Annotated in this window: 24 protein-coding genes and 3 tRNA genes; 18 read left to right on the plus strand and 9 right to left on the minus strand. The window is 40.8% G+C overall.

The features are described 5' to 3' along the window. The first annotated feature begins 44 nt into the window (after positions 1-44). On the plus strand, positions 45-932 hold the full coding sequence (locus NDN13_RS19025; protein WP_251116560.1) for an ArgP/LysG family DNA-binding transcriptional regulator: 888 nt from the start codon (positions 45-47) through the stop codon (positions 930-932). A gap of 136 nt (positions 933-1,068) precedes the next feature. On the opposite strand, the gene NDN13_RS19030 is transcribed toward NDN13_RS19025, so the two are convergent. Next, a complete protein-coding gene (locus NDN13_RS19030) occupies positions 1,069-1,404 on the minus strand; it encodes a hypothetical protein (protein WP_251116561.1) in 336 nt (111 codons plus the stop codon). 350 nt (positions 1,405-1,754) lie between these two features. Between NDN13_RS19030 and NDN13_RS19035 the strand changes: the two genes are divergently transcribed. From NDN13_RS19035 to NDN13_RS19045, 3 genes are all read left to right on the plus strand, one after another. After that, entirely contained in the window at positions 1,755-2,165 is a 411-nt protein-coding gene (locus NDN13_RS19035) for a J517_1871 family lipoprotein (RefSeq protein ID WP_251116562.1), read from the plus strand. A gap of 74 nt (positions 2,166-2,239) precedes the next feature. Continuing rightward, a complete protein-coding gene (locus NDN13_RS19040) occupies positions 2,240-2,863 on the plus strand; it encodes a MarC family protein (RefSeq protein ID WP_251116563.1) in 624 nt (207 codons plus the stop codon). 225 nt (positions 2,864-3,088) lie between these two features. Next, the gene (locus NDN13_RS19045) at positions 3,089-3,604 is read left to right on the plus strand and encodes an acyl-CoA thioesterase (RefSeq protein WP_251116564.1); all 516 of its coding nucleotides are present in this window, start codon (positions 3,089-3,091) and stop codon (positions 3,602-3,604) included. Between the two features lie 139 nt (positions 3,605-3,743). Here the strand turns inward: NDN13_RS19045 and NDN13_RS19050 are convergent, their stop codons facing one another. Further along, on the minus strand, positions 3,744-3,938 hold the full coding sequence (locus NDN13_RS19050; RefSeq protein WP_251116565.1) for a hypothetical protein: 195 nt from the start codon (positions 3,936-3,938) through the stop codon (positions 3,744-3,746). A 478-nt stretch (positions 3,939-4,416) separates the two neighbouring features. Here NDN13_RS19050 and NDN13_RS19055 point away from each other — a divergent pair, with 478 nt between their 5' ends. The 7 genes from NDN13_RS19055 (at position 4,417) to pgaD (ending at position 11,151) form a co-directional block, all read left to right on the plus strand. Beyond that, entirely contained in the window at positions 4,417-5,451 is a 1,035-nt protein-coding gene (locus NDN13_RS19055) for a CobW family GTP-binding protein (protein ID WP_251116566.1), read from the plus strand. Between the two features lie 54 nt (positions 5,452-5,505). Further along, positions 5,506-6,036: a YaeQ family protein gene (locus NDN13_RS19060; protein ID WP_251116567.1), complete on the plus strand. Its 531-nt coding sequence runs from the start codon at positions 5,506-5,508 to the stop codon at positions 6,034-6,036. A gap of 30 nt (positions 6,037-6,066) precedes the next feature. Continuing rightward, complete coding sequence (locus tag NDN13_RS19065) at positions 6,067-6,408, plus strand: FKBP-type peptidyl-prolyl cis-trans isomerase (RefSeq protein ID WP_005144817.1); 342 nt, start codon at positions 6,067-6,069, stop codon at positions 6,406-6,408. A 368-nt stretch (positions 6,409-6,776) separates the two neighbouring features. Next, positions 6,777-7,178 (plus strand): hypothetical protein, encoded by a 402-nt coding sequence (locus NDN13_RS19070; protein ID WP_004801498.1) that lies wholly within the window; start codon positions 6,777-6,779, stop codon positions 7,176-7,178. A 255-nt stretch (positions 7,179-7,433) separates the two neighbouring features. Beyond that, positions 7,434-9,431, plus strand: coding sequence for a poly-beta-1,6-N-acetyl-D-glucosamine N-deacetylase PgaB (gene pgaB / locus NDN13_RS19075; protein WP_251116568.1), 1,998 nt, complete (start codon positions 7,434-7,436; stop codon positions 9,429-9,431). Between the two features lie 13 nt (positions 9,432-9,444). Further along, positions 9,445-10,701 (plus strand): poly-beta-1,6-N-acetyl-D-glucosamine synthase, encoded by a 1,257-nt coding sequence (gene pgaC / locus NDN13_RS19080; RefSeq protein WP_251116569.1) that lies wholly within the window; start codon positions 9,445-9,447, stop codon positions 10,699-10,701. Between the two features lie 33 nt (positions 10,702-10,734). After that, positions 10,735-11,151, plus strand: coding sequence for a poly-beta-1,6-N-acetyl-D-glucosamine biosynthesis protein PgaD (gene pgaD, locus NDN13_RS19085; protein ID WP_251116570.1), 417 nt, complete (start codon positions 10,735-10,737; stop codon positions 11,149-11,151). A 147-nt stretch (positions 11,152-11,298) separates the two neighbouring features. Here the strand turns inward: pgaD and NDN13_RS19090 are convergent. Beyond that, positions 11,299-11,384, minus strand: a tRNA-Leu gene (locus tag NDN13_RS19090). Positions 11,385-11,597: 213 nt separating this feature from the next. On the opposite strand from NDN13_RS19090, the gene NDN13_RS19095 reads away from it, so the two are divergent. Continuing rightward, complete coding sequence (locus NDN13_RS19095) at positions 11,598-13,358, plus strand: alkaline phosphatase D family protein (RefSeq protein ID WP_251116571.1); 1,761 nt, start codon at positions 11,598-11,600, stop codon at positions 13,356-13,358. A 126-nt stretch (positions 13,359-13,484) separates the two neighbouring features. Here the strand turns inward: NDN13_RS19095 and NDN13_RS19100 are convergent. Together NDN13_RS19100 and NDN13_RS19105 are read right to left on the minus strand one after the other, a co-directional pair. Then, positions 13,485-13,570: transfer RNA gene (locus NDN13_RS19100), tRNA-Leu, on the minus strand. An 8-nt stretch (positions 13,571-13,578) separates the two neighbouring features. After that, positions 13,579-13,652, minus strand: a tRNA-Cys gene (locus tag NDN13_RS19105). 152 nt (positions 13,653-13,804) lie between these two features. On the opposite strand from NDN13_RS19105, the gene folD reads away from it, so the two are divergent. From folD to NDN13_RS19120, 3 genes are all read left to right on the plus strand, one after another. After that, entirely contained in the window at positions 13,805-14,653 is an 849-nt protein-coding gene (folD, locus tag NDN13_RS19110) for a bifunctional methylenetetrahydrofolate dehydrogenase/methenyltetrahydrofolate cyclohydrolase FolD (RefSeq protein WP_004652016.1), read from the plus strand. A 48-nt stretch (positions 14,654-14,701) separates the two neighbouring features. Beyond that, positions 14,702-15,370 (plus strand): class I SAM-dependent methyltransferase, encoded by a 669-nt coding sequence (locus tag NDN13_RS19115; protein WP_251116572.1) that lies wholly within the window; start codon positions 14,702-14,704, stop codon positions 15,368-15,370. A 154-nt stretch (positions 15,371-15,524) separates the two neighbouring features. After that, a complete protein-coding gene (locus tag NDN13_RS19120; RefSeq protein WP_005322836.1) occupies positions 15,525-15,809 on the plus strand; it encodes a GNAT family N-acetyltransferase in 285 nt (94 codons plus the stop codon). 64 nt (positions 15,810-15,873) lie between these two features. Here NDN13_RS19120 and NDN13_RS19125 read toward each other — a convergent pair whose 3' ends face one another. Then, entirely contained in the window at positions 15,874-16,296 is a 423-nt protein-coding gene (locus NDN13_RS19125; RefSeq protein ID WP_251116573.1) for a hypothetical protein, read from the minus strand. Positions 16,297-16,557: 261 nt separating this feature from the next. On the opposite strand from NDN13_RS19125, the gene glpK reads away from it, so the two are divergent. From glpK to glpD, 3 genes are all read left to right on the plus strand, one after another. Then, entirely contained in the window at positions 16,558-18,072 is a 1,515-nt protein-coding gene (gene glpK / locus NDN13_RS19130) for a glycerol kinase GlpK (protein WP_251116574.1), read from the plus strand. 51 nt (positions 18,073-18,123) lie between these two features. Continuing rightward, on the plus strand, positions 18,124-18,882 hold the full coding sequence (locus NDN13_RS19135) for a DeoR family transcriptional regulator (protein ID WP_171549282.1): 759 nt from the start codon (positions 18,124-18,126) through the stop codon (positions 18,880-18,882). A gap of 260 nt (positions 18,883-19,142) precedes the next feature. Continuing rightward, positions 19,143-20,663 carry a glycerol-3-phosphate dehydrogenase gene (glpD, locus tag NDN13_RS19140; RefSeq protein ID WP_251116575.1) on the plus strand — a complete coding sequence of 507 codons (1,521 nt, stop codon included), beginning with the start codon at positions 19,143-19,145 and terminating at the stop codon, positions 20,661-20,663. Between the two features lie 53 nt (positions 20,664-20,716). On the opposite strand, the gene NDN13_RS19145 is transcribed toward glpD, so the two are convergent. The 3 genes from NDN13_RS19145 to NDN13_RS19155 all read right to left on the minus strand — a co-directional run bounded on the left by NDN13_RS19145 (position 20,717) and on the right by NDN13_RS19155 (position 25,778). After that, positions 20,717-22,885 (minus strand): TonB-dependent siderophore receptor, encoded by a 2,169-nt coding sequence (locus tag NDN13_RS19145; protein ID WP_251116576.1) that lies wholly within the window; start codon positions 22,883-22,885, stop codon positions 20,717-20,719. A gap of 162 nt (positions 22,886-23,047) precedes the next feature. Further along, positions 23,048-23,755 (minus strand): hypothetical protein, encoded by a 708-nt coding sequence (locus tag NDN13_RS19150; RefSeq protein WP_251116577.1) that lies wholly within the window; start codon positions 23,753-23,755, stop codon positions 23,048-23,050. A gap of 193 nt (positions 23,756-23,948) precedes the next feature. Continuing rightward, positions 23,949-25,778 (minus strand): phosphoenolpyruvate carboxykinase (GTP), encoded by a 1,830-nt coding sequence (locus NDN13_RS19155; protein WP_004801473.1) that lies wholly within the window; start codon positions 25,776-25,778, stop codon positions 23,949-23,951. Positions 25,779-25,859 lie beyond the last annotated feature (81 nt).

Raw genomic sequence — 25,859 nt, forward strand, 5'->3', positions numbered from 1 at the left:
AATTAAGATTATTTAGATTTTGCTAAATTTTTTTTAAGGTTGCTATGCTGGACAATAAACAATGCGAGGCCTTTTTTGCAGTTGCCGAAAATGGAAGCTTTGAACAGGCAGGGCTGAAGCTGTGTATTACGGCATCAGCGGTGACTTTAAGAGTACAGGCGCTGGAAAAAGAACTGGGGCAATTACTGTTGATTCGTGGTCGCCCTTGTGTCCTGACGCAAGCGGGTCAGCAAATGTTTGAGCATTTACAACACATCCGACGTTTAGAACAAAATCTGTTGCATGGTTTAACCGGTGCAGGGGAGTCACACTTTTTTAAAACCGTGATTGGTTCTAATGAGGATTCCTTAGCAACATGGTTATTGCCTAGCTTAAAAGAGGTTCTGCTTAAAGAGAAAATTGTGATTGAGCTGAGAACCGATGATCAGTCGCATACCTATTCATTATTGGAAAAGGGTACAGTCAGTGCCTGTATTTCGATTGAAGATCAGCCGATGCGAGGCTGTCATGCGCAATATTTGGGACTGATGCGTTATCGCTTGATGGCAACTGAGCAATTTAGACGAAAATGGTTTACAGAAGGTGTTCATCGAGAAACATTACGTGCTGCACCCGCGATTATTTTTAATGAAAAAGACCGTATGCATTTCGATCTTCTTGAAAAAAACTATGGACTGATGAAAGGGACTTATCCTTGCCACTTAATTCCATCTTCTGAGTCTTTTGTGACGGCAATTAAATTGGGGTTAGGTTATGGTATGGTGCCTGAACTGCAATTAAATGCTGACAATAAAGAAGATACTTTGGTTGAATTGTTGGCGGATGCCAAAATAGAGATTGCATTGTATTGGCATCACTGGAATCAGCAATCGAAACCTTTACAACTTTTGACTGAACATATTGTGAAACATGCACGGTTAATTTTGGCGTGAGTAAGCCAGTGTATAAATAAAACTCGTAACCAAGCTTCTAAATTGTTCGCTTATAATAATCATGTTGTATAAGCATTGATTTAGAAGCTTGATTTAAATGTCATCCTAAATTAGATATTTTATCTGATTTAAAGTATTAAAATATTCTAGAGCTCTGGATATATTGGGTAGAGACGTGATTAAGCGCCGTTAATATATGCGTTGCATCTTGTGTTATTAATGCTTGATTGAGCTCATGCATATAAGCTAAAAGCTGTGCTTTTACTTTATTGGAAAAGTCTGGCGTAACAGGTTGATCTTCATAGAGTAGGACATAGTTTTTTGCAAAACCATAAATAAGCAATAAAGCACTGTGTTGTAGCGGCTGCTCGGCGGCAACAATCGCTTGTTCACATTGATTTTTTAATTGTTTGTAGGCATCCGTTCCATTCGGAAGAGTCTGGAAAGTTTCAAATATAGATTGGAAAGTCATTTGAATCACTCGCTCAAAAAGAAAATCTACAGATGATTAAGCTAAAAATCAAGCAATAATTTTTTATTTATTTTAATTGTATAAATACACATATTTATACAAAGATTCATAATCACTTGCTTTGAAAAAAATATTTACTATTTATTGGCTTATGCTAAAAAAAATAGAATTTTTTATCTCAATCATATTTTCATCTTACTTAAATGAAGGGTTCAAACTAAATGAGGAATTGAGATCTATTCAAACTATCTTTACATTTCCAATACTTGTCATATACATGGAGTACAAATTAAAAAAAGCCCTGATATGTGAAAATATTAAGAATTATTTGATTTTTATCGTTTTAGGTGATGGTTGTGAAAAACATTTTATTACCCGTTATTTTTGCATTTACTTTAGTGGGCTGTACCTCGATTACAACAATGTCTCCTGCACAATTTAACCAGCTCACCACAACCCAGATCCCATTTTCAGGAAGTTGGACCGGTGAAACGGGTGCTGCATCAGTTGCGTTAAGTCTGAACCGTCAAGGCAGTGGGATGCTGTGTATGGATGACCGTAAGGAAGTCATGTCTTATCGGGTAAAGTTGGTTGATAACACCCTCTACAGTGATCAAGGGGTCAAGTTTAAAGTCAAAGCGTTGAATAACAGCAAGGCCAACATTCACATGAGTTTATTAGGACTAGGGGTTAATCTTGATCTGAATAAAGATGATTCGTTAAAGAATGCCACTGTAGGTTGTAAGCAAGCCCTAAATTAATTTTGTATTGCAATTCTAAACCTTGCCTGTGATTGCAGGCATTTAAAATTTTCCGCAGATGAAAAGAGAGTATTATGTTTTCTCCTTATATTCATGCGTTTGCATTGTTTTTCTCATTACTTAATCCCTTCCTGATGAGTGTTTATATGGTCGGGATGATTCGGAATACCGATGCCAAAATTTTTAGCAAAGCGCTGATCCAAGGCAGTTTAATTGCCTTTGGGGTGTTCGTCCTATTTGCATGGGGTGGTGAGAATATTTTTAGCCGCTATTTGAATGTGCGCTTTGAATCCTTTCAAATTTTTGGTGGTCTAATTTTCTTGGTGATTGGTTATCGCTATGTGTTCCAAGGGGCGGAAACCATTGGCGAGATGCGTGGTGCGCCTGAACACCTTGCTGGTACCATTGCCATGCCATTTATGATTGGCCCGGGTACAATCAGTGCTGCGGTGGTGACAGGGGTCAGTGTTCCTTTCACAGGAGCAATGGCCGTGATTGCGCTGACTTTGATTTTAACCTGCAGTATTTTGATCTTGATGAAGTTTGGTCATGATCACTTACGTTATAAGCATGCAAAATATATCGATCGCTATTTTGATATTGTTGGGCGTTTATCTGCTTTGCTGATCGGTACCATTGCAATTGATATGATTGTAAACGGTATCGTTGGTCTGATTCGTTCAGCTAATTTGAGTTAATGAGGTTCTAGCTTGATTTGATCTGGCTGATATTGAAGCTGTTTTTTATGCGATTCATCTTCTAGTTTGAAGAGCGTATCTGCATAAAAACAGTTTCATTGTCATTATTTTGAATTAAATAATAGAAAGATTATAAAAATAATTGATGATGTTTTATGATTTTGCGCATATTTTTACGCGCATGAATGAACGATAATAACAATGTTGCATTCTCAATGAGCTCTCATGTATCAATTAGATCAAGCAAACCAAGCACCTGATGACCAGTCAGAGTTAACGATGACGGTTTTAATGACACCTGATATGGCAAACTTTTCAGGTAATGTTCATGGTGGAACTATTCTCAAATTGCTCGATCAAGTCGCCTATGCATGCGCCAGCCGATATTCAGGTAGCTATGTGGTGACCATGTCGGTCGATCGCGTCAATTTTAAAGAGCCCATCTATGTAGGTGAGTTGGTGACTTTTCTTGCCAGTGTCAATCATGTCGGCCGTACTTCGATGGAAATCGGCATTCGTGTTGAGGCACAAAATATTCAAAAGCGCACGATTCGACATACCAATACTTGTTATTTCACCATGGTTGCCGTGGATGAGCAGCGTAAGCCAAAAGAAGTACCACAGCTAAATTTGGATACCGAATGGAAGCGTTGTCGTTTTGAAGCTGCGGAGCAGCGCAAGGCAATCCGTTTGCAAGAAGTTCACCAACCTTCATGCAGCGTTTTTAAGAAAACGACATAGTGCTTGGCTTTTAATCGAGTGCTGATATAAAAAAGATCGAACCGCAGCATGGTTCGATCTTTTTTTACATTGGTAATGAAGTAAGGGTTAAGCCATTACCAATGTGGGTCTAAGGAACTGGAGGAACCTTGAGATCTAATTAGTTTGTTGGTGCTGGTGTTGATGCTGGTGCTTCAGCTGCTGCTACATCAGTTGCAGCTTGACCTTGAGTTTCAGGTTGTTCTTGAGTTGAAACAACAACTTTTTCTTCAGTTTGAGCTTCTACTGGTGCTGCAAATGTAGACGCTGCTGCAAGAGTAAGTGTAGTTGCAAGAACAGTTTTGATAAATTTCATGTTTGGCATCCTTATTTCATTTAAAATAACAACCTTCATAAGATGATTCAGTTAATCCAAATCTCTCAATTTCGGCATGAGGTCCATGCTATGTGCCAATGCAATTTGCGGCAATATCCTTAACAATCTATTACGTCCATCTTAACAATATGAAATATTGCGTCCTTTTTTGTAGGTTCTATGTAAAACAGCATGGAGAAATTAAGGATGAAAATGTATGTAAATATGTTTTTGTGGTTAAAAAATAATCGATAATTTTACGTGTTTTAAACATTCAGTTTGGTTTTCTAAAAAATGCTTAATTGAATAAACCATTTATATTGAATATTTAAATAATCTTTTTAGATTTTGATTGTGATATGTATCACTTTATTTTTGATTGAGGAGGTGTGGGTCTAATTGTCGGCGAAGCCATTCTTTATTTTATTTCATCAATTTTTCGCTTTAGAATGAAATAAATTTTTAATGCGAGTCGATCGTGAAGCTTGTTGCTCCGAAAACAGTGCCTACCCATATTATTTCTGGTTTTTTAGGAGCGGGTAAGACCACATTATTGCAGCATTTACTGGCTCAGAAACCAGAAAATGAGGTCTGGGCAGTTCTGATGAATGAGTTTGGGCAGATTGGTGTTGATCAGCAACTGATTACTCAGCAACAAGGCTATGCGGTAAAAGAGTTACTCGGGGGCTGCTTGTGTTGTAGCAGTCAATTACCGATGCAAATCGCATTGTCCCGCTTGCTGAGTGAAAGTAAACCGGATCGTTTGTTTATTGAACCAACAGGTTTAGGCCATCCTGCACAATTATTAGAACAACTGACTGAACCGCATTGGCAAAGTAGCTTAGACATGCGCGCTTTGGTGATTGTGGTGGATGGCAGTCGCCTACATGACCAAGACTGGGTAAAACAGAATTTATATCACGATCAATTAAAAGCAGCACAAATTGTGGTGTTGTCGCATACCGATTGTATGACAGTCGCAGACCATCTGGCTTATGCGGATTTAAAACAAGAATATGGTACTTATGTCCAACATTGGATTGAGGCTGAAAATGGGCAGGTGGATATTCAACAACTGGATGTGCGGCAGCAACCTGTACAACGTAAGATCCAACCTTTATTAAGATTGCAGCAAACGCAAGCTGTTGAACCGATGCCGGAAATAAAACAGCTCCCATATCATTATGTTGAAACGACGCAAGGCTATACGGTCGCAGGTTGGAAATTGCCGAAACGCTGGCAGTTTAATTTCTATGATCTGTTGGATCTATTATGTGTGCAACAGGATTGGGTGCGTATTAAAGGCATATTTAATACTGATCAAGGTTGGAAAAGCTTTAACTTTAACCCGCAGCAGTTTAACTATAAGTCGGCCGAGGAGAGTATCGACAATCGAATTGAAGTGATTTGTCAGTCAACACGTGACTGGTTGGCTTTTGAAACGCAATTATTGCAGTGTCGTATCGATCCGATTGATGATCAACATGATCAAATCGCACATGCTTCTCGGTAAAATAGAGTATGCTTAGCGCCAAATTTGAGTACACCGTATTGAAGAGTATCGTTTATGGCGCTAAAAGCAACAATATATAAGGCAGATCTGAATATCGCCAATATGGATGAGCATATCTATGCAGATTATCAGCTCACACTTGCTCAGCATCCTTCTGAAACCATTGAGCGTTTAATGGTACGTATTTTGGCTTATGCGCGTTTTGCCGATGAGCGTTTAGAATTTACCAAAGATTTATTTGAAACCGATGAACCTGCATTATGGCAAAAAGACCTGACAGGATTATTGGAAAAGTGGATTGAAGTCGGTTGCCCATCTGAAGATAAAGTGAAAAAAGCCAGTGCGCGTTGTAAACAGGTTGCAGTGGTGACTTATGCTTCTCAAGCAGATGATTGGTGGCAAAAGAATAGCAAGATTAAAACCTTGAGCAATGTGCAAGTGTGGCAATTGGCTCCACAAACTACGCAGGCACTTGAGGGTCTATGCGAACGTACCATGCAATTGCAGCTGAATATTATGGATGGCGAATGGACTTTGTTAAGTGACAAAGGTCAAGTCGACATTCAGTGGCAACAATTGCAATAATTTTAGTTTGAGTGATGTGGAGAGATAGCAATGAGCACAGAATTAGAAATTATTGATTTAAAAGTTGGCGAAGGTAAAGAAGCAGTTCGTGGTGCTTTGATCACGACTCATTATACCGGTTGGTTGGAAGATGGAACCAAGTTTGACTCGTCTTTAGATCGTGGTAACTACTTTGAAACCGTGATTGGTACAGGTCGTGTGATTAAAGGTTGGGATCAAGGTATTATGGGCATGCGTGTGGGGGGAAAGCGTAAACTGATTGTGCCTGCACATTTGGCCTATGGCTCACGTAAAATGGGCAAGATCATTCCAGCCAATGCCAATCTGACTTTTGAAATTGAACTATTTGACGTAAAAACACGCGACGAATAACCAGTTTGGGTTGAGTAAATTGAAGCGGTTTGGTTTATTTTTAGACTAAATCGCTTTAAAATCATAAAGATAAAATAATATTAATAATTATATAATAAGATTTTGATTTTAAAAACATTTCTTTCATCTGAATTTTATTACAGCCCAAGAAAAATATATTGATTCTGTATACAGTCCTGTATATCTTTGAGTTCAAAGAGCAATTTTTCGATGGCCCTTATTGTTAAAGCATCAGTCTGTATTCTCAGGGTGTGAAATGTTGTGCTTCTGGTGGCTCTAAGTTGATGTGGGTAAGTCAGCTATTGTTCATCGATGATAAAAAATGTCGCAAAAAGTAATGATAAGAATTTGAGTGAGTAGAGGTCGATATGAATGATTATTTGGATATCACTGCATCAGAACTATTAAGAGAGTTAGATCATTTTTTTCTGATTGATACCCATGATGGTGCCCAGACTGGGTTTTGGGTCAATGAAAAAGCGCTGACGGACAAACACTATTGGATGGATGGTGATTATAAAGTTGAAATCCTCAGATCTTTACAGCCTTCGCATCAGTATGCGCCACATGATTATAAAATCACGCGTTTGGCTGTAGGGGAAAATGACAGTAATGTGGTGTTATTGGATTATGATGGGGTGCATAAAAAAATTCAGACCTTCCGCCGAGGGGAGTGGGTGAACCGTTTGAATAAATACTTTTATCAAAAAGAGCGCCACTATTTACAGCAGCTTGCAGATCATCCCAACTTTCAATTAATTCAGTATTAATCTCGTACAACAATGCTTAAATGCCCCTAATTCAAGTCTTGAAATAGGGGTTGGGGTACTTACCAAAAAATATTCAATTAAAATGTGATTGATTTCATAAAAAATACATTTAAGTTTATTTTCAGCTTTTAAAATTATAAATACAATCCGTATTTCCAGCTGACCATCAAAAACATCTTATTTGTCCATAAAATTGTAAGATGATGCAGGCATGATCTGCGATCAGCGAATTTCTAATCTTGAGACGATATCTCTATGACAACACGTTTAGTGTCCCCGACGTTAAAAACTTTTTTAGGTCTTGTGTTTGGGGTGGTTGCCAGTACCACAACTTTTGCGGCAAATCCAAAAATCGATGCAACCACATTGACTGTCATTGGGTATCACGAAATTACAGATCGAAAAGATGCACTGATTCCAAGTTATGCGGTCACCGCGAAGCAGTTTGGTGAGCACATCGACTGGCTGAAAAAGAATGGCTATCACTTTATTAATGTTGATCAACTGATCAAAGCACACCAAGGTAAGTATAAATTACCAGCTAAACCTATTTTGCTGACGGTTGATGATGGTTATCAGTCATTTTATCAAAATGCCTATCCGATTATTCGCGCGAAAAAAATTCCAGTGGTTTTGGCTGTCGTTGGATCTTGGTTGGAGCCAAAAGAGAATCAAAAAGTCGATTTCGGTGGTGAGCTGATTGAGCGTAATAAAATCCTGAGTTGGGATGAACTCAAGGAAATGCAGGACAGTGGTTTGGTTGAAATTGCCAGCCACAGTTACCATTTACATCAAGGCATTAATGGTAATCCGCAAGGGAATTCAGAACCTGCCGCGATTACACGTATTTATGACCCTAAAACCAAGAGTTATGAAAGCGATGCTGCTTATCAAGCCCGCGTTTATCAAGATTTAAAAAAGAACAATGATTTACTCAAGGCACATGGTTTGCGTTCACCGCGTGTGATGGTCTGGCCATATGGTCGCTATAATATGCAATTGGTACAAACCTCCAAACAGTTGGGGATGCCGATTACCATCACCTTGGATGATGGGGCAGATCATGCCAAGCAATCGTTACAGAATATGAGTCGTATTTTGATTCAGGGCAATATGTCAACCAGTGCTTTAGCGCAAGAGATTAAGAACCGTGAACTGAATCTAAATGACAATAATCGGCCACAAAAAATTATGCATGTCGATTTGGACTATATTTATGATCCGGATGAGAAGCAGCAAGAACGTAATCTTGGTCATTTGATTGACCGTATTAATGGGATGGGCGTGAACACAGTCTATTTACAGGCCTTTTCTGATCCAGATGCCAATGGTTCTGCGGATATGGTGTATTTCCCAAATCGTCATATTCCAATGCGTGCGGATTTGTTTAATCGTGTTGCTTGGCAAATTCAAACCCGTACACCTGTACAGCGTCTATATGCCTGGATGCCACTCTTGGCGTGGGAACTGCCTAAGACTGATCCAGTGTCGAAAGATCTAGTGGAAACCCAACAAGCCAAAGCAGGCGAGCATTTGAATATGGGCTATATCCGTCTCAGTCCATTTTCACCACAAGCGCGTCAGACCATTAAAGAAATTTATCAGGATTTGGCTAAATCAACCCCGTTTGATGGCTTGTTGTTCCATGATGATGTGACCTTGTCCGACTATGAAGATGCCAGCCCTGATGCGTTGGCGGCATATGCCAAACAAGGCTTACCAACAGATCTTGCAAAAATCCGTGACAACGATGCAGATTTGCAAAAATGGACAGCATATAAAACCAATTATTTAGATAATTTTGCAATGGAATTGGCAGGAGAGGTGCGTCAGTATCAGCCGTTTTTGGTGACTGCCCGTAATTTATATGCACAGGTGGCTTTAAATGCCTATGCGGAAAACTGGTATGCACAATCTCTAGAGCAATCACTCAATCGTTATGATTTTACTGCGATTATGGCGATGCCTTATATGGAGCAATCGGACAATCCTGCAAAATTCTATTCAGACATTATGAATCGTGTGAAGCAGTATCCAAACGGCATTAAAAAGACCGTGATGGAATTGCAGGCAGTGAATTGGCGCAATGACCAAAAAGTACCGTCTGAAGAAATGGCGGCAACGATTAAGTCTTTATATGAGCAGGGTGCAATGCATATAGCCTATTATCCAGATGATCCGATTAAAGGGCATCCAGATGTAGAAACCATGCGTAAAGCTTTTGGGCTAAAATCACCCCAATTAGTGCCATAGTCGAGTAATGTAGATGAGTTGGATTGCTTTATTGTGGTCATATGCCATTAAGTTTGTTTTTTACTATCCATTATTTATGTCGTATTTGTGGATGGTGGGGGCACTCATTTTCTATTGGAGAGAGCGTCAAGATCCTCCTTATCAGCAACCTGCGGCTTTAGCTGAATATCCTAAAGTTGCGGTCTTAGTGCCGTGCTTTAATGAAGGGGAGAATGCTGAAGAAACCATTAGCCATGCGCTTAAGCTGGATTATCCTAATTTTGAAGTGATCGCGATTAATGATGGTAGTTCTGACAATACCGGTGAAGTACTCGATCGATTGGCAACACAGTATGAAAAATTACGTGTGGTCCATCTGGCACAAAACCAAGGCAAGGCAATGGGGCTGCAAGCGGGGAGCTTGATGACCGATGCCGAATTCCTGATCGGGATCGATGGTGATGCTCTGCTAGATCCTCATGCGGCGAAATGGATGATGCGTCATTTCTTGGATGATCCAACAGTGGCAGCAGTAACCGGTAATCCGCGTATCCGCACGCGTTCGACCTTGCTTGGGCGGATCCAGGTCGGGGAGTTTTCCTCCATTGTTGGTATGATCAAACGCGCACAACGAACCTTTGGTCGTTTATTTACGGTATCGGGTGTGATTACTGCCTTTCGTAAAAGCGCCGTGCACCAAGTCGACTATTGGTCACCAAATATGTTGACTGAAGATATTGATATCACTTGGAAGTTGCAGCGCGCAGGTTGGGATGTCCGTTTTGAACCCAATGCTTTGGTGTGGATATTGATGCCGGAAACCCTTAATGGTCTATGGAAGCAACGTCTACGTTGGGCTATGGGGGGTGCACAGGTCTTAGTTAAAAATATTGATGTGTTTTTAAAGCCTAAACTTAATTTTTTATGGCCGTTGATGTTTGAACTATGTTTGACACTCATTTGGTCATATTTGATGCTTATTATGGCGATCATCTGGTTATTGCATTTTATCTTTGCAATTCCAGCACTAGCGGTGGTGAGCTCGCCATTTTTACCCTACGGTAGTGGAATTTTATTGGGTGCGACCTGTTTAATTCAGTTTGCTTTAAGCAAATGGATGGATAGTCGTTATGAACCAAACCTTGGGAAAAATTATTATTGGATGATTTGGTACCCGTTTGTGTTTTGGTTGATCACAATTACTGCTACAATCGTCGCCTTTCCAAAGGTGCTGTTGCGTAATGATGAGAAGCGTGCCCGTTGGATTAGCCCAGATCGTGGAATTCGTTGAATCGGAAAGATTCATTTTGCTGAGTAAAAAGCAATGAAAGCAGACAGTTTGATTATTGATGTACGTCGCCAACTCCCATGGCATAAACGTTACTTCTCGACCACCACCACCGCAATGATGTGGGCGGGCTGGTTGTTGTTATGGCGCCCATTTATTTTGGTATGGGTGTTGGTTGAATTACAGAAGACCCATATCGCACAGCGTTTAATGTCTGCATTTAGTGATGGCATTGAGCATGGTGTAACTGCATTATTTATGTGTGCGATTGCATTATTATTATGGGGGTTATTGCCTGCAAAACGTGTGCATAAAAAGCATGCTGTTGAAAAGACCTTACCTGACTATGCACGTTATTTCGAATTACCTGAGCAAGAAATTCAGGTTGGACGTCAGCAGAAGATCAGCATCGTACATCACGATGAGAATGGTAAAATTATTCGCGTAGAATAATAATAGCTATTGTTCTGAATCGAAAAATATCGAATGCCTTAATTAAAAAAATTAAGGCATTTTTTATGATTTGTTCTTAAATTTTAGACATAAAAAAACCAGCTTAGGCTGGATTTTTATTTGCACCATCTTTCATTTGTAGGAAGATGGTGCCCGAGGCCAGACTCGAACTGGCACGCTTTGTGGGCGGGGGATTTTAAATCCCCTGTGTCTACCGATTTCACCACTCGGGCATGTGCGCAATAATAGAGGACACTTTAAAACTTGGCAAGAGCAAAACTTGCTATTTGCTTTCTTTTCAATCAATTCATGTGCTTATCTGATGAAAATTAAGCACTGTCATATAACTTTCATGATTCTTTCATCAAACTGAGATCAAAGTTTCATCTAAGCCCATTAATTTCAATCATTTACTTATAGTGATAAAAGTTAAGGTAGCTATCCAAATGACAGCAAAAATTTCACGACGGGAACTCATTCAAAAAAGTCTATTCGGTTTCGGGGCGTTGTCTTTATCTGCGGGTTTTACGGGGTGTAACGACAGTTCAGATCAAGAGACAGCAACATTACAAGTGAGTTTTGAACACGGGGTTGCCAGTGGCGATCCTTTACAAGATCGCGTGATCTTATGGACAAGACTGACGCCAAGCGAGAGTAGTGCACGTCTGCAAGTGACATGGGAGATCGCTTTAGATCAGCAATTCAAACAAATCATTAAAACCGATAAAGTCACGACAACGGCTTCACAAGATTTTACCGTGAAAGTGGATGCGACTGGCTTAAAACCAGATCAGTCTTATTTCTATCGCTTTATCTTTGGTGATAAGACCTCACCTGTGGGGCAAACCAAGACTTTGCCAAGCAGTGCGACAAAAGTCAGTTTTGCGGTGTGTTCATGTTCGAATTATCCAGCAGGTTATTTCTATATATATCGCGAAATGGCCAAGCAGAATGTCGATGTGGTGATCCATTTAGGTGACTATATTTATGAATATGGTGCAGATGGCTATGCAGCAGAAGATGCGGCTAAGCTTGGGCGAAGTCTCGCGGCAGACAATAATAAAGAAATTATTAAGTTGGATGATTATCGCAAGCGTTATGCGTTGTATCGTAAAGATAAAGACTTGCAAGCCTTGCACCATCGTCATCCATTTATTGTGATTTGGGATGACCATGAATTAGCTAATGATGCATGGCGAGAAGGGGCTGAAAATCACCAGCCGAATGAAGGATCTTTCCTTGATCGTAAATTGGCAGCTTTACAAGCCTATTTTGAGTGGATGCCAATTCGTCCTGTCGACGATCAACACACCAAGATTTATCGCCAGTTCGATTTTGGTAATCTGGTTCAATTAACGATGTTAGATACACGAATTATTGCGCGTGATGAACAGTTGGACTATGCCAACTATATGACAGCGAATGGTTTAGATATTGCAAAATTCCAAGCAGATCTTACTAATCCAGCACGTACGCTAATGGGCTATACCCAACGTGATTGGCTGATTGGAAAGCTGCAACAGTCTACAGCAAACTGGAATGTACTGGGTCAGCAAATTCTAATGACCAAGATGTTGGTTCCTGCCGAGTTGCTACTTGCTTTGGCGGAAATTACTGCGGGTAATCCGAGTACAGATACTTTAAATAAGATGAATGCCCAAATCACTGAATTAGTGAAATTGAAAATTCGATTATTACAAGGGGATCCTAGCTTAACAGCACAAGAAAAAGCACGTGTTCTGACGGTTGCACCTTATAACTTAGATGCCTGGGATGGTTATTTTGCTGAGCGTGAGATTGTGTATGCTGCTTTGGCGCAACTGAAGAAAAAAGTAGTGGTACTAGCTGGGGATACCCATAATGCGTGGTCATCGAATTTATATAGTAAAGATGGTGCATTTGTTGGGGTGGAGTTAGCAACCAGTTCGGTGTCTTCGCCAGGTTTGGAAAAATACTTAAATATTCCATTAGCGCAGTTGCAACAGTTTGAATTTGCATTCACAACTTTGATTGATGAATTAAATTACTGCAATTTAAATCAAAGAGGCTATTTGATTGTTCAATTTGATGCTGCACAAGTTCAGTCACAATGGATTTATGTCGATTCAATCAAAAAGCCTGAATATGTGATTGATCAATCACGAGGCTATCAATTGAGTTTGGATAAAAACTTATTGCCTGTGAAAACAGGGCAGCAAGTAGCCTAGGTTTAAAAACTAGGCAAAGGCCAAGTTAATGTACTTGGCTTTTTATTATTTTTCCTTAAATTCAGACATAAAAAAACCAGCTTGCGCTGGATTTTTTATTTGCACCATGTTTCATTAACTGAAAGATGGTGCCCGAGGCCAGACTCGAACTGGCACGCTTTGTGGGCGGGGGATTTTAAATCCCCTGTGTCTACCGATTTCACCACTCGGGCTTTACCAATGGAGGCGGAGGTCGGAATCGAACCGGCGTACACGGAGTTGCAGTCCGCTGCATGACCACTCTGCCACCCCGCCATCTCTTGGTGATGCACATATTAGCAACCTTTAAAAAAAAAACAATAGTGTTTATTGCGAATATGCACATAAAAACAACATCTAAAAGAATATTGCTCAAATTATCATGTATTATTTACGCAATTGATTCATACCCACTTTGGAGATGCGCTGTGGCATTGGTTTTAGACGGTCGTGCATTAGCAAAACAAATTGAAACGGATTTGTTGGTACGTGTAGAAGCATTAAAAGCAAAATCGGGGCGTACCCCAATCTTGGCAACTATTTTGGTTGGTGATGATGGTGCATCTGCCACTTATGTGCGTATGAAAGGGAATGCTTGCCGTCGTGTTGGTATGGACTCATTAAAAGTTGAGCTTCCAAAAGAAACCACAACTGAACAATTATTGGCTGAAATTGAAAAATTAAATGCCAATCCAGATGTACATGGCATCTTGTTGCAACATCCAGTGCCAGAACAAATTGATGAAAGAGCATGTTTCGATGCGATTTCGTTGGCGAAAGATGTCGATGGCGTGACGTGTTTAGGTTTTGGACGTATGGCAATGGGCGAAGCGGCCTATGGTTCTGCAACACCTGCAGGCATCATGACCATTTTGCAAGAAAACAAAATTGAAATCGCAGGTAAACATGCGGTTGTTGTAGGCCGTTCTGCTATTTTGGGGAAACCAATGGCGATGATGCTATTACAAGCCAATGCAACGGTCACCATTTGCCATTCACGTACTCAAAACCTGCCAGAATTGGTCAAACAAGCGGATATTATTGTCGGTGCAGTCGGTAAAGCTGAACTGATTCAAAAAGACTGGATCAAACAAGGTGCTGTTGTGGTTGATGCAGGTTTCCATCCACGTGATGGTGGTGGTGTTGGTGATATCCAACTGGTCGGTATCGAAGAAATCGCTTCTGCTTATACTCCAGTGCCAGGTGGTGTGGGTCCAATGACGATCACGACTTTGATTCGTCAAACTGTAGAAGCTGCTGAAAAAGCATTGGCCTAAAGATTAATAACCCCTCGCGAAGAGGGGTTTTTTTAGAATTAAATAAATATGAGTTGTACATTTCAATTTCCCAAAGCACCTGAACATTTGTTGCAGGCCTTGCATCAGGTGATTCCCAATACTGATTTATTGGCACAACAATTACCTGAAACGCCGATTTCCCTCTGGTTAATTCCTCCGGTATTTCCAACGGACCGTTTAGATGATGAGGTGATTCGCCGGATTTGGAATGAAACGCCGTACTGGATTTTTTGTTGGGCCTCTGGTCTGGCGATGGCGCAATGGTTATTGGCAGAGCCGCATCAAGTTAAAGATAAGGTGGTTCTGGATTTTGGTGCAGGCTCGGGTGTGGTTGCGATTGCGGCAAAAATGGCAGGCGCTAAACGTGTGATTTGTTGTGATATTGATCCTGTGAGTCTGGCATCGTGTCGTGAAAATGCGCTATTGAATGATGTTGAACTCGAGTATCTGGATGATTTATATCAGTCCGAACAGGTTGACGTCTTGCTCGCCGCTGATGTGTTGTATGACCAATCTAATCGTTTCTTTCTGGATGAGTTCTTAAAGTTTGCACCTGAAGTCTGGGTCGCCGATAGTCGAGTTAAAAACTTTAGTCATCCTCAATATCTAAAAATTGATGAACGTAGCGCAAGCACTTGGCCAGATTTGGATGAAGCCAAAGAGTTTAGAAACGTCAGCTTTTATCGCACCAAATAAATATTCGCGATCACAAAAGCTTAGTTGTGTTGAGATTATCAAATCTCAACACAACATTGTTACTGCTCATGCTAAAACATTGAAATGAAATAAAGCGATCGCCTTTAATCGATATTTATTCTATTAGCTAAAAGAATGTTTAAAAGGAAAGTATATGAGTATCCAACAGATTGATGATGGCAAACATGGGGCATTTAAGTTGTTCGAGGGCGAGGTCCTTGCGGGTGAAATGGCTTATACATGGGCAGGGGACAGTATGCTCATTATTGACCATACTGATGTAAGTGATCAATTTCGTGGACAAGGTGTCGGGCATAAACTATTAAAGGAACTGATCGCCTTTGTGCGTGAACGTCAGGTGAAAGTCATTCCTTTATGCCCGTTTGCAAAATCGGTGTTTGATAAAGATCTTTCGATTCATGACGTATTGAAAGGATAAGTTGAGTTGGATGTATTCTAAATGTTGCTGCAATACATCCATTTTCATTAATCAAATCATAAAATTAAGAACAGGTATAACGAACCACTTTGAGTGTGCTTGGACGCGTTTCAAGTGCCTGACGGGTTGCATAGCCTTCACTATTATTCAAATCTGGCGAATTAGATAAGCCAAATGTTGCACGGCTATTCCCTAGTTTTACCCCGTATTGTTCTGCTTGAGCTGGATTGACGATCTCATTGATACTCAACACTGCAAGTTTATAGGTCTTGTCTGCACCTAAAATTTGCTTGCAGGCATGTTGTAATTTTTTTTCATCTAAATCTCTGTTACTGCGCGCGGCTAAAGTATAGGCAACGGTTGCAGACGTGGCCGTTTTATTTTCGATTTGATAACCCGTTGTGCCATTGTATTGATGTGGACTGCTTTGACAGGCTGCAAGAACAAGAGTACCGCTCATAATTAACAATAAATTAGTTTTTTTCATATCAATGATCCTGTTATTTCTGGTTTTAGTATCGCATAAAATAAGTTTTTTATTGTGAGGAATCTTTAAAACACAGGCTATTCATCGTTTTTTAGCTTCAAATATCAAGAAAGAATTTTCGTTTTCGAACAATTTTGCATATAATCTGCCAAGTTTTTTATTTAATACAGAAGTCATTGCTTTTTTGTAGTATTTGAGCCCGTTTTTTAACGGGCATTTAATTTATTGCACTATACATAAGCAAGTCTGGATAGGTATGTCATGATCTCTACAGATAGTCAAAAGAAATACGTTGTTGCATTTGACCAAGGTACAACAAGCTCACGTGCGATCGTGTTGGATCACGATGCGAATGTCATCAGTATTGCTCAGCGTGAATTTACGCAAATCTACCCACAACCAGGTTGGGTTGAGCATGATCCAATGGAAATCTGGGCGACACAAAGTGCCGTATGGGTTGAAGCTTTAGCGCAAGCAGGTATTTCTAGCGAGCAAATTGCAGCAATCGGGATCACCAATCAGCGTGAAACCACTGTCATCTGGGATAAGCAGACCGGCAAACCTATTTACAATGCAATTGTATGGCAAAGCCGTCAAAGCAATGAAATTTGTAATCAACTGCGTCAAGACGGTTGGCAGGATTACGTTCATAAAGTCACAGGTTTGGTGCTTGATCCGTATTTCTCTGCGACAAAAATTAAGTGGATTCTGGATCGTGTTGAAGGTAGCCGTGAACGAGCAGAACGCGGTGAGTTGTTGTTCGGTACGATTGATACTTGGTTGCTATGGAAATTGACCAATGGCCAAGTGCATGTGACTGACTATACTAATGCTTCTCGTACCATGTTATTCAACATTGAGACTTTGCAATGGGATGACAAGTTACTAGAAGCCCTGAATATTCCAAAAGCGATGTTGCCTGAAGTTCGCAGTTCTTCAGAAATCTATGGCTATACCCATACCATTAGCGGGCAAGAAATTGGAATTCCAATTGCAGGGATCGCGGGTGATCAGCAGGCTGCACTCTTTGGACAAATGTGCGTAGAAGTAGGACAAGCAAAAAATACCTATGGTACGGGTTGTTTCTTACTCATGAACACAGGTAAACGTATTGTTCAATCTGATCATGGCTTATTGACCACAATCGCATGCGGTCCACGTGGTGAAGTGAACTATGCATTGGAAGGTGCAGTGTTTAATGGCGGTTCTTGTGTGCAGTGGTTGCGTGATGAGCTGAAAGCGATTAATGATTCGCATGATTCTGAATACTATGCGACCAAAGTAAAAGACAGTAATGGGGTCTATGTGGTTCCAGCCTTTACAGGTTTGGGCGCACCATATTGGGATCCAACAGCGCGCGGTGCAATCTTGGGGATTACCCGTGGTGTGAGCATCGAACATATTATTCGCGCCACATTGGAGTCAATTGCTTATCAGACTCGTGATGTCTTGGACTCCATGCAGCAAGATTCAGGGGAGAAATTGCGTACTTTACGTGTCGATGGTGGTGTAACCGCGAATAACTTCTTGATGCAATTTCAAGCCGATATCATGGGCACTTCTGTTGAACGTCCGGCAATGAAAGAAACCACAGGTATGGGCGCAGCATTTTTAGCAGGTCTCGCAGTCGGTTTCTGGTCGGATTTAAATGAATTGAAGAGTAGAATGACCATCGAAAATACCTTTACTCCAGAGTGCAGTCAGGATGTGACTGAAAAACTGTATAAAGGTTGGTTGAAAGCAGTCGGACGTACTCGTGATTGGGCGGAAGATTAAGCTAAAATAATCTCAATTTAAGATGACTAAAACAACATAGGATGGATGAGCATGAGCTTGATACTACGCCAACAGAAAACCCTCGAATTGGTGAGAGAGCGTGGCTATATCAGTATTGAAGAACTTGCTCAGCATTTTGATGTCACGCCGCAAACCATTCGTCGTGATATTAATCAATTGGCCGATGAGGGTTTGCTTCGCCGTTATCATGGCGGTGCAGCGCATGATTCAAGTGTGGAAAACACTGAATATACCATGCGTGTTGGTCATATGTTGGAAGAAAAAAGAAGGATTGCAGCGGCGGTGGCTGCTGCAGTTCCTGATTATGCTTCTTTATTTATCAATATTGGGACCACCACTGAAGCCATTGCCCACGCATTGCTGAACCATACGGGTTTGCGTATTATTACCAATAATCTCAACGTTGCCAAAATTCTGAGTACTAAAGAAGACTTTGAGGTCTTGATTGCCAGTGGGCGTGTGCGTCCTGATGGTGGCGTGATTGGTCAGGCGACTGCGGATTTCTTTAAGCAGTTTAAAGCGGATTATGCTTTAGTCGGCATTAGTGGTATTGAAGAAGATGGTACCTTGCTGGATTTTGATTTCCAAGAAGTATGTGTCTCTCAGGAAATTGTATCCAGTGCCCGTCAAGTGTTGCTTGCTGCGGATAGCAGTAAGTTTGGTCGTAATGCGATGATCCGTTTGGGCTCGCTCAAGCAAGTTGATTGTATTTTTACCGATCAACAACCGAATGATGAGTTTATGAAAACTATCCGCGATTTGGATGTTGGCTTGATTGTTGCTCAGTAAATCTTCATTTTCGAAAAATTGTTACTTTTCTTGAGTTGAGTATTTTGGCTCAAGAATATTTAAATAAGAATAATGCTGTAACCATGAGCAGGCTTTGTATTGCCAGAAGATCCTCTTTTTAATCGATTCATTTTCAATTTTGACCATTTATCTAAAAATGTCTATAAATTGGCATTTTTTTGACGTTTTTTTATTGTTTGTTTTCATTTTACATGTTTAAATGTTCGTTATTGAACAATAATGAAAATTTGCGGTGATTTATGCAAACTTCTCCTCAGTCAAACGACAAAGTTTATGATCTTGCTGTAATCGGTGGTGGTATCAACGGTGTTGGTATTGCAGCGGATGCTTCAGGTCGTGGTTTATCTGTATTCCTCTGTGAAAAAGATGATTTGGCTAGCCATACTTCTTCTGCAAGCAGTAAGTTGATTCATGGTGGTTTACGTTATCTTGAACACAAAGAGTTTCGCTTAGTCCGTGAAGCGCTGGCTGAACGTGAAGTATTGTTGGCAAAAGCACCACACATTATCCGTCCAATGCGTTTTATCATGCCGCATCGCCCACATCTGCGCCCAGCATGGTTGATTCGTACAGGTTTATTCTTTTACGATCACTTGGGTAAACGTGAAAAGTTATTGGGTTCGAATAACGTTTATTTTAAAGAAGACAGCCCATTAAATGCTGCAATTACTCGCGGTTTTGAATATTCAGACTGTGCCGTTGATGACTCTCGTTTGGTGGTGCTGAATGCCATGCATGCGCGTGAGAAGGGTGCGGATATTGTGACACGTACCCGTTGTCTATCAGCACAACGTGAAGGGCAATATTGGGTTGTGGATTTGGAAAATGAAAAAGGTCAATTCCAGATTAAAGCCAAGGCTTTAGTGAATGCTGCTGGCCCTTGGGTGGCACAATTCATTAAGCAAGATCTACAACTTAAATCGCCGTATGGTATTCGTTTGATTCAAGGCAGTCATATCATTGTGCCGAAGCTTTATGAAGGCGATAAAGCCTTTATCATGCAGAATGATGACCGTCGTATTGTGTTCGCGATTCCATACTTAGACCAATACACCATGATTGGAACCACGGATCGTGAGTATCAAGGTGATCCTGCGCAAGTAAAAATCACCCAAGAAGAAATTGATTACTTGATTGAAGTGAGTAATGCACACTTCAAAAATCAGTTAACACAAGCGGATATTATTTCGACTTTTGCTGGTGTACGTCCATTGTGTGATGATGAATCAGACAATCCATCTGCAATTACCCGTGATTATACTTTGGCTTTATCGCAAGAATCGGAAGATCAAGCCCCATTACTGTCTGTGTTTGGCGGTAAGTTAACGACTTATCGTAAGTTAGCAGAATCTGCAATGCAGCAGCTCAAAGCGTTTTTCCCAGAAATGAAAGGCAGTTGGACAGCGACAGAAGCTTTGCCTGGCGGTGAAAATATGGCATCAGCTGAACAGTTGGCGAAAGAGATTCGTGCACAAGTCACTGATGCATCTGAGGCGTTGGCAAAACGTTGGGCATCTGCTTATGGTTCACGTATTTGGAATATCTTAGGTGAAGCTACTTCGGTTGAGCAGTTAGGTCAGCATTTTGGTCAAGGTTTGTATGCGAAAGAAGTGGACTATTTATGCCGCTTTGAGTGGGTAACGATCAGCCAAGATATTTTGTGGAGACGTTCAAAGCTTGGTCTCAATTTTACGCCAACTGAAATCGAAAGCTTAGATGTGTATCTGGCAAATAAACCAAATACCACGGTTGCTGCTTAACAGTTTTCAATAAAAAAGCCCCTTTAAATAAGGGGCTTTTTTATTGGTCTTAATTAGTACTTGAAACGGAATGCAACGGTGTAATTTGCAGGTGCTCCGTAGAAGGCTTGGCCATCGGTAAAGCTGTTTAAATATTTTTTATCCGTTACGTTATTGGCATTGGCCTGAATACTGAGATTTGGACTAATGTCATAACTTGCCATCAAATTCAGCAAGGCATAATCACTTTGTTTGAGATAAGTGCTATAGCTTGGGTCAAAACGGGTGATTTTACTTTGCCATTTTAGACCTGCACCAACTTTAAGTTTTGGTAGCTGAGTTGGTGAATAGGTCGTTAACAGGTTAAAGCTTTGTGTTGGATTGTAGGTTCTGGCAGCACCGCCATTCTTCAGATCTTGCAGGCTAAATTGGGTGTAGCCGAGAGAAACATTGACCTGATCTGTTAATTGTCCAGCTAAGCCGACCTCTACACCTTGTGAACGTAGATCACTGATTGCTGAAGTGCGATTCAAAGGGTGGCTATCTGTTGGGCGAAGTGGGTAATTATTTTCTTCAGTTCTAAAGACCGCCAGTGTCCCGGTAAGCTTGTTATCTAACCAAGAACTCTTAAATCCGACTTCATAGCTTTTTCCTTTAATCGGATCTGCAACTTTTCCTGTTTTCTCATCGACTGCAGTTTGTGGGCGGAAAATTGAGGTATAGCTCATATAGCCCGTATATTCAGGTGTGAAGTTATAGGTGATACCTGCATAAGGGGAAACTTTACTTTCATCGTAAACCATTGGTGCATTGTAACTTGTACCTTCACTTTTGGCTTTGACGTAGTTTGCGCCTAAAGTGAGTTTTAGGTCTTCATTTAAATGAAGGCGTGTCGCTGCATAAATGGATTGATTGCGCTGTGTATAGTCGGCTGTTTCAGAAAAATCAGACCAAGTAACATTGTTCGGGGTCCAACTTGACCAATCTGTTGTATAAGGGACATTATCCACATAGTTAATGTTACTGTCGTGCAAAGTGCCATTTTTTGCATGGTCATTTTGGTGGCTATTTGAGAAGGTATAGCCGATGATTGCTTCATGCTCACGATTAAACAGGTCAAATTTGCCTTGTAGATTTAAATCGGCTGTATGTAGTTTATTATTTTCTAAAAAGCCGCTTGGTGTTAGGGAAATACCTGAGCCATCAGCATTTGGATAGCCATAGTAGTAGAGCAGTTGGCTTTTACGATCCTTCTCATTGTAGTTGTAGCTTAGGTTGGCAGACCAAGTTTCTGATAATTTTTGTTTTAACTCAAAAAACGCATTACGTGAAGTATTGTCCCAATAGGTCCAATCTGGATTAGGGTTATAGGAGCGATCATAGCTGATTTGTTTACCCGTAGAATCCATCAACGGTAACGCACCCCAGTTATTGGCATTGGGTTTATTTTTTTCTTGGCTGGCACCAATGGTTAGTAAGGTATTGTCTCCAAGATCAGCTTCTAAAATTCCTGCAATTCCATTTTTCTCAGAGGTGTAGCGATCTAGATGAGAATCACCTGTTTGTTGGAAACCAGAAATACGGCCGCGAACAGCACCATCTGATGACAAGCGGCCTGAGGCATCTGCTTCATAGCGCTGTGTATCCCATGAACCGTAGCTTAGACCTGCATTGGCTTGGAACTCTTTAGTTGGGCGTTTGCGGATGTAGTTAATGGTTGCGCTTGGATCACCAAAGGCATTGGTCAGTGCATCTGCACCTTTAATGACTTCAATGCGATCATAGAAATAGCTATCTGGATTGGTGTCATTATAATTCCATTCACCAGAAGGGAAGCCCACGCCATCAACAAGAATGTTTGAGATTTCAAAACCGCGTGCCATATACACCGAGCGTTCAGTTTCAAGTGAATTGACGGTCACACCAGGGGTATTGTTGAGTACATCTCGAGAACTGGTCAGGCCAAAATCTTCGATTTGTTGTCGTGTCACTACATTGAGAGTCTGAGGGATTTCTTTGGCTTCAATATCGAGTTTGGTGGCGCTTGAACTATTTTTAATGGTATATGTTTTGGTTTTTTCACTGGCATTGCTATCTTGCGAGGCTTGAACTTTGATGGTTGGGAGTTGTTGTGATCCTTCCTCAAGTGCATGGCTATATGAGCTGATACTGACTAATGTGGAGATTGCTAAAAAAAGGGGAGTGCGTTTAAACAGCGTGGAAGAACTCATGTCTACAACCATGTAAATGAGAGATATTATTATTACAATTATTGTTAATATTCGTTAACTTTGCAATTTATTTCGTCCAAAGCTTAATGGGAATACCTAGCGTGGGGTGGAGGGTTGATAGGAATTTTCGAAAATAGGGCATTAAAAAAGGCCGCCGAAGCGACCTGTGATCAGTTATGTCCAGTCAAATGTAAATAGGACACGTCGAGTTTCGGGTTGGTAAAACATCAAGATATTGTCGGCACCATGATTGCAATACTCCCAACCGGATGCTGAGGCAATGAAATAATAACGTCGTTGCTGTTGATCAAAGATGTGTACAAAACAGTTGTCATCTTGTTCAATATTTTCCAATTTAAGTTGTTCTTCAATCGGATAGCACCAGTTGCCATACTCAGCATCACCACCCAGTTGATTGAGTAAAATGGTAGGTTCCTTATTTTGATAATTGATATCAGATGTACTAATCACTCTTTTTTGTTCTAAGAAGCGTTGTTTGACCTGTCTAAAATCTTCATGCATTTCTTGGCTATGCGTCAAAACTTCAGCGTATAAAGGATGATTTTGATTTTCTAAAATAAAATAGTGTTGATCAGCCAGCCAATGGTATTGAGACTGCTCATCCAACTGTAAAATAAACCAATTTTCATGCGCAAATTCATTATAAAACTCAGCAGTTTCTGAGCCGATGTAGCACTCATAAGGCTCAATTGGATTGACTAAATGAATCCAACCGTGCCATTCAGGATTGATCTGGGCAAGGTCAATCGAAATGAGGGGGAGTAAATGCTTTGCGAGAAAGGCGTCTTTGCTTGTAAAGATGGTGTCTGAGTCTGGGAGTAATTTTAAAAAATCTTGTGCAATTGTAATGTCTTGTTGCATAACTTTTCCTGTTTAAATCGATAAAATACGGATCTCTTTATATTTTTTAACTGACTTTTGCTGGCACATTAAAGTCTTAATTTATTCATCTTCGATGGATGAAAATTACTTTTGAGGCTGTTAGTTTATTATAGTTTTACAATGTAAGATGACAAAAAAGGCCGCCGTAGCGACCTTTTTATGTCAATGATGATTAAGCAGATTTAACCGCTGCTAATAATTCATTTTGACGATCTTTAAGTGCTTGAGGTAGGCGAGCACCAAGTTTAGTGAATAACTCAGTGTGGCTTTCAAGTTCTTTGATCCATTGATCTTTATCTTGAGCTGTAACAGTGTTGAATTGCTCTTTAGAGAAATCAATACCATTCCAGTTCAATTGTTCGTAAGTTGGAACATAACCGATAGGTGTTTCAGTCGCTTCAGCACGGCCTTCACAACGATCAATAATCCACTCAAGAACACGCATGTTTTGACCGAAACCAGGCCATACGAAGTTGCCTTCAGCATCACGACGGAACCAGTTTACGTTGAAGATTTTTGGTAGTTTATTACCAGCAGCTTCAGCTTTTGCACCAACTTCTTGACCAAGTTGTAACCAGTGACCGAAGTAATCAGCCATGTTGTAACCCGCAAATGGAAGCATTGCGAATGGGTCACGACGAACGATACCTTGTTGACCAACCGCTGCCGCAGTTGTTTCAGAGCCCATCGTTGCTGCTTTATAAACGCCATCAACCCAGTCAAATGCTTCAGAAACTAAAGGCACTGTATCAGCACGACGACCACCGAAGATGAATGCAGAGATTGGTACGCCTGCTGGATTTTCCCAGTCAGCGTCAATCGAAGGGCATTGACCAGCAGAAACGGTAAAACGCGAGTTTGGATGCGCTGCTTTTTCGCCTTCAACGTATGGTTGACCTTTCCAAGTGATTAAGTCTGCTGGAACTTCTTTAGTTAGACCTTCCCACCATACTTCGCCATCTTTGGTTACTGCAACGTTGGTGTAAATCACATCTTTATGCATGGTTGCGATACAGTTCGGGTTGGTTTTGGTATTTGTACCAGGCGCAACACCGAAGAAACCAGCTTCTGGATTGATTGCATATAAGCGACCATCTTCACCTGGTTTGATCCAAGCAATATCGTCACCTACAGTTTCAATTTTCCAGCCTTCATAACCTGCTGGTGGAATTAACATCGCAAAGTTTGTTTTACCACATGCAGACGGGAATGCTGCTGCGATGTAGTGTTTTTCACCTTGTGGGTTAGTCACACCTAGAATTAGCATGTGTTCAGCTAACCAACCTTGTTCGCGACCCATTGCAGAAGCAATACGTAACGCTAGGCATTTTTTACCAAGCAATGCATTACCGCCGTAACCAGAACCGTAAGACCAGATTTCACGAGTTTCTGGATAGTGAACGATATATTTTTCGTTGTTACATGGCCAAGCAACATCTTTTTGACCATCTTTTAATGGTGCAGCAACAGTGTGTACGCATGGGATAAACTCACCATCTGTACCTAACACGTCATAAACTGCTTTACCCATACGTGCCATTTTAGTCATGCTGACTGCAACGTAAGGTGAATCTGTTAACTCGATACCAATGTGAGCAATGTGGCTTCCTAAAGGACCCATCGAGAAGGGAACCACATACATGGTACGGCCTTCCATTGCACCGTCAAATAATCCATTTAATTTTTCGCGCATTTCTGCAGGAGCAACCCAGTTGTTTGTTGCGCCAGCATCTTCTTCATTTTGCGAGCAGATATAAGTACGGTCTTCAACACGAGCAACGTCAGAAGGATCAGAATTTGCAAGATAAGAACCAGGATGTTTTTCTTGGTTAAGTTTTTGCATGGTGCCGTTAGCGATCATCAAGTCCATGAGACGTTGATATTCTTCTTCGCTACCGTCACACCATTCGATTTTTGCTGGTTTGGTCAATTTTGCAATTTCTTCCACCCATGCAATCAGCTTAGGGTGACGAACGAATTCTGGTGCGTTCACTTGGGTCATGGTGATGCCTTTTTAAAGTGTGTACGACGTACAAATTCTATCCACTGGATGGCAGTGAGACAGATGAAGTAAAAAAAGTGG

Origin of the sequence: Acinetobacter sp. C32I (genome assembly GCF_023702715.1) — a bacterium.
In the GTDB taxonomy this organism is placed as follows: Bacteria; Pseudomonadota; Gammaproteobacteria; order Pseudomonadales; family Moraxellaceae; genus Acinetobacter.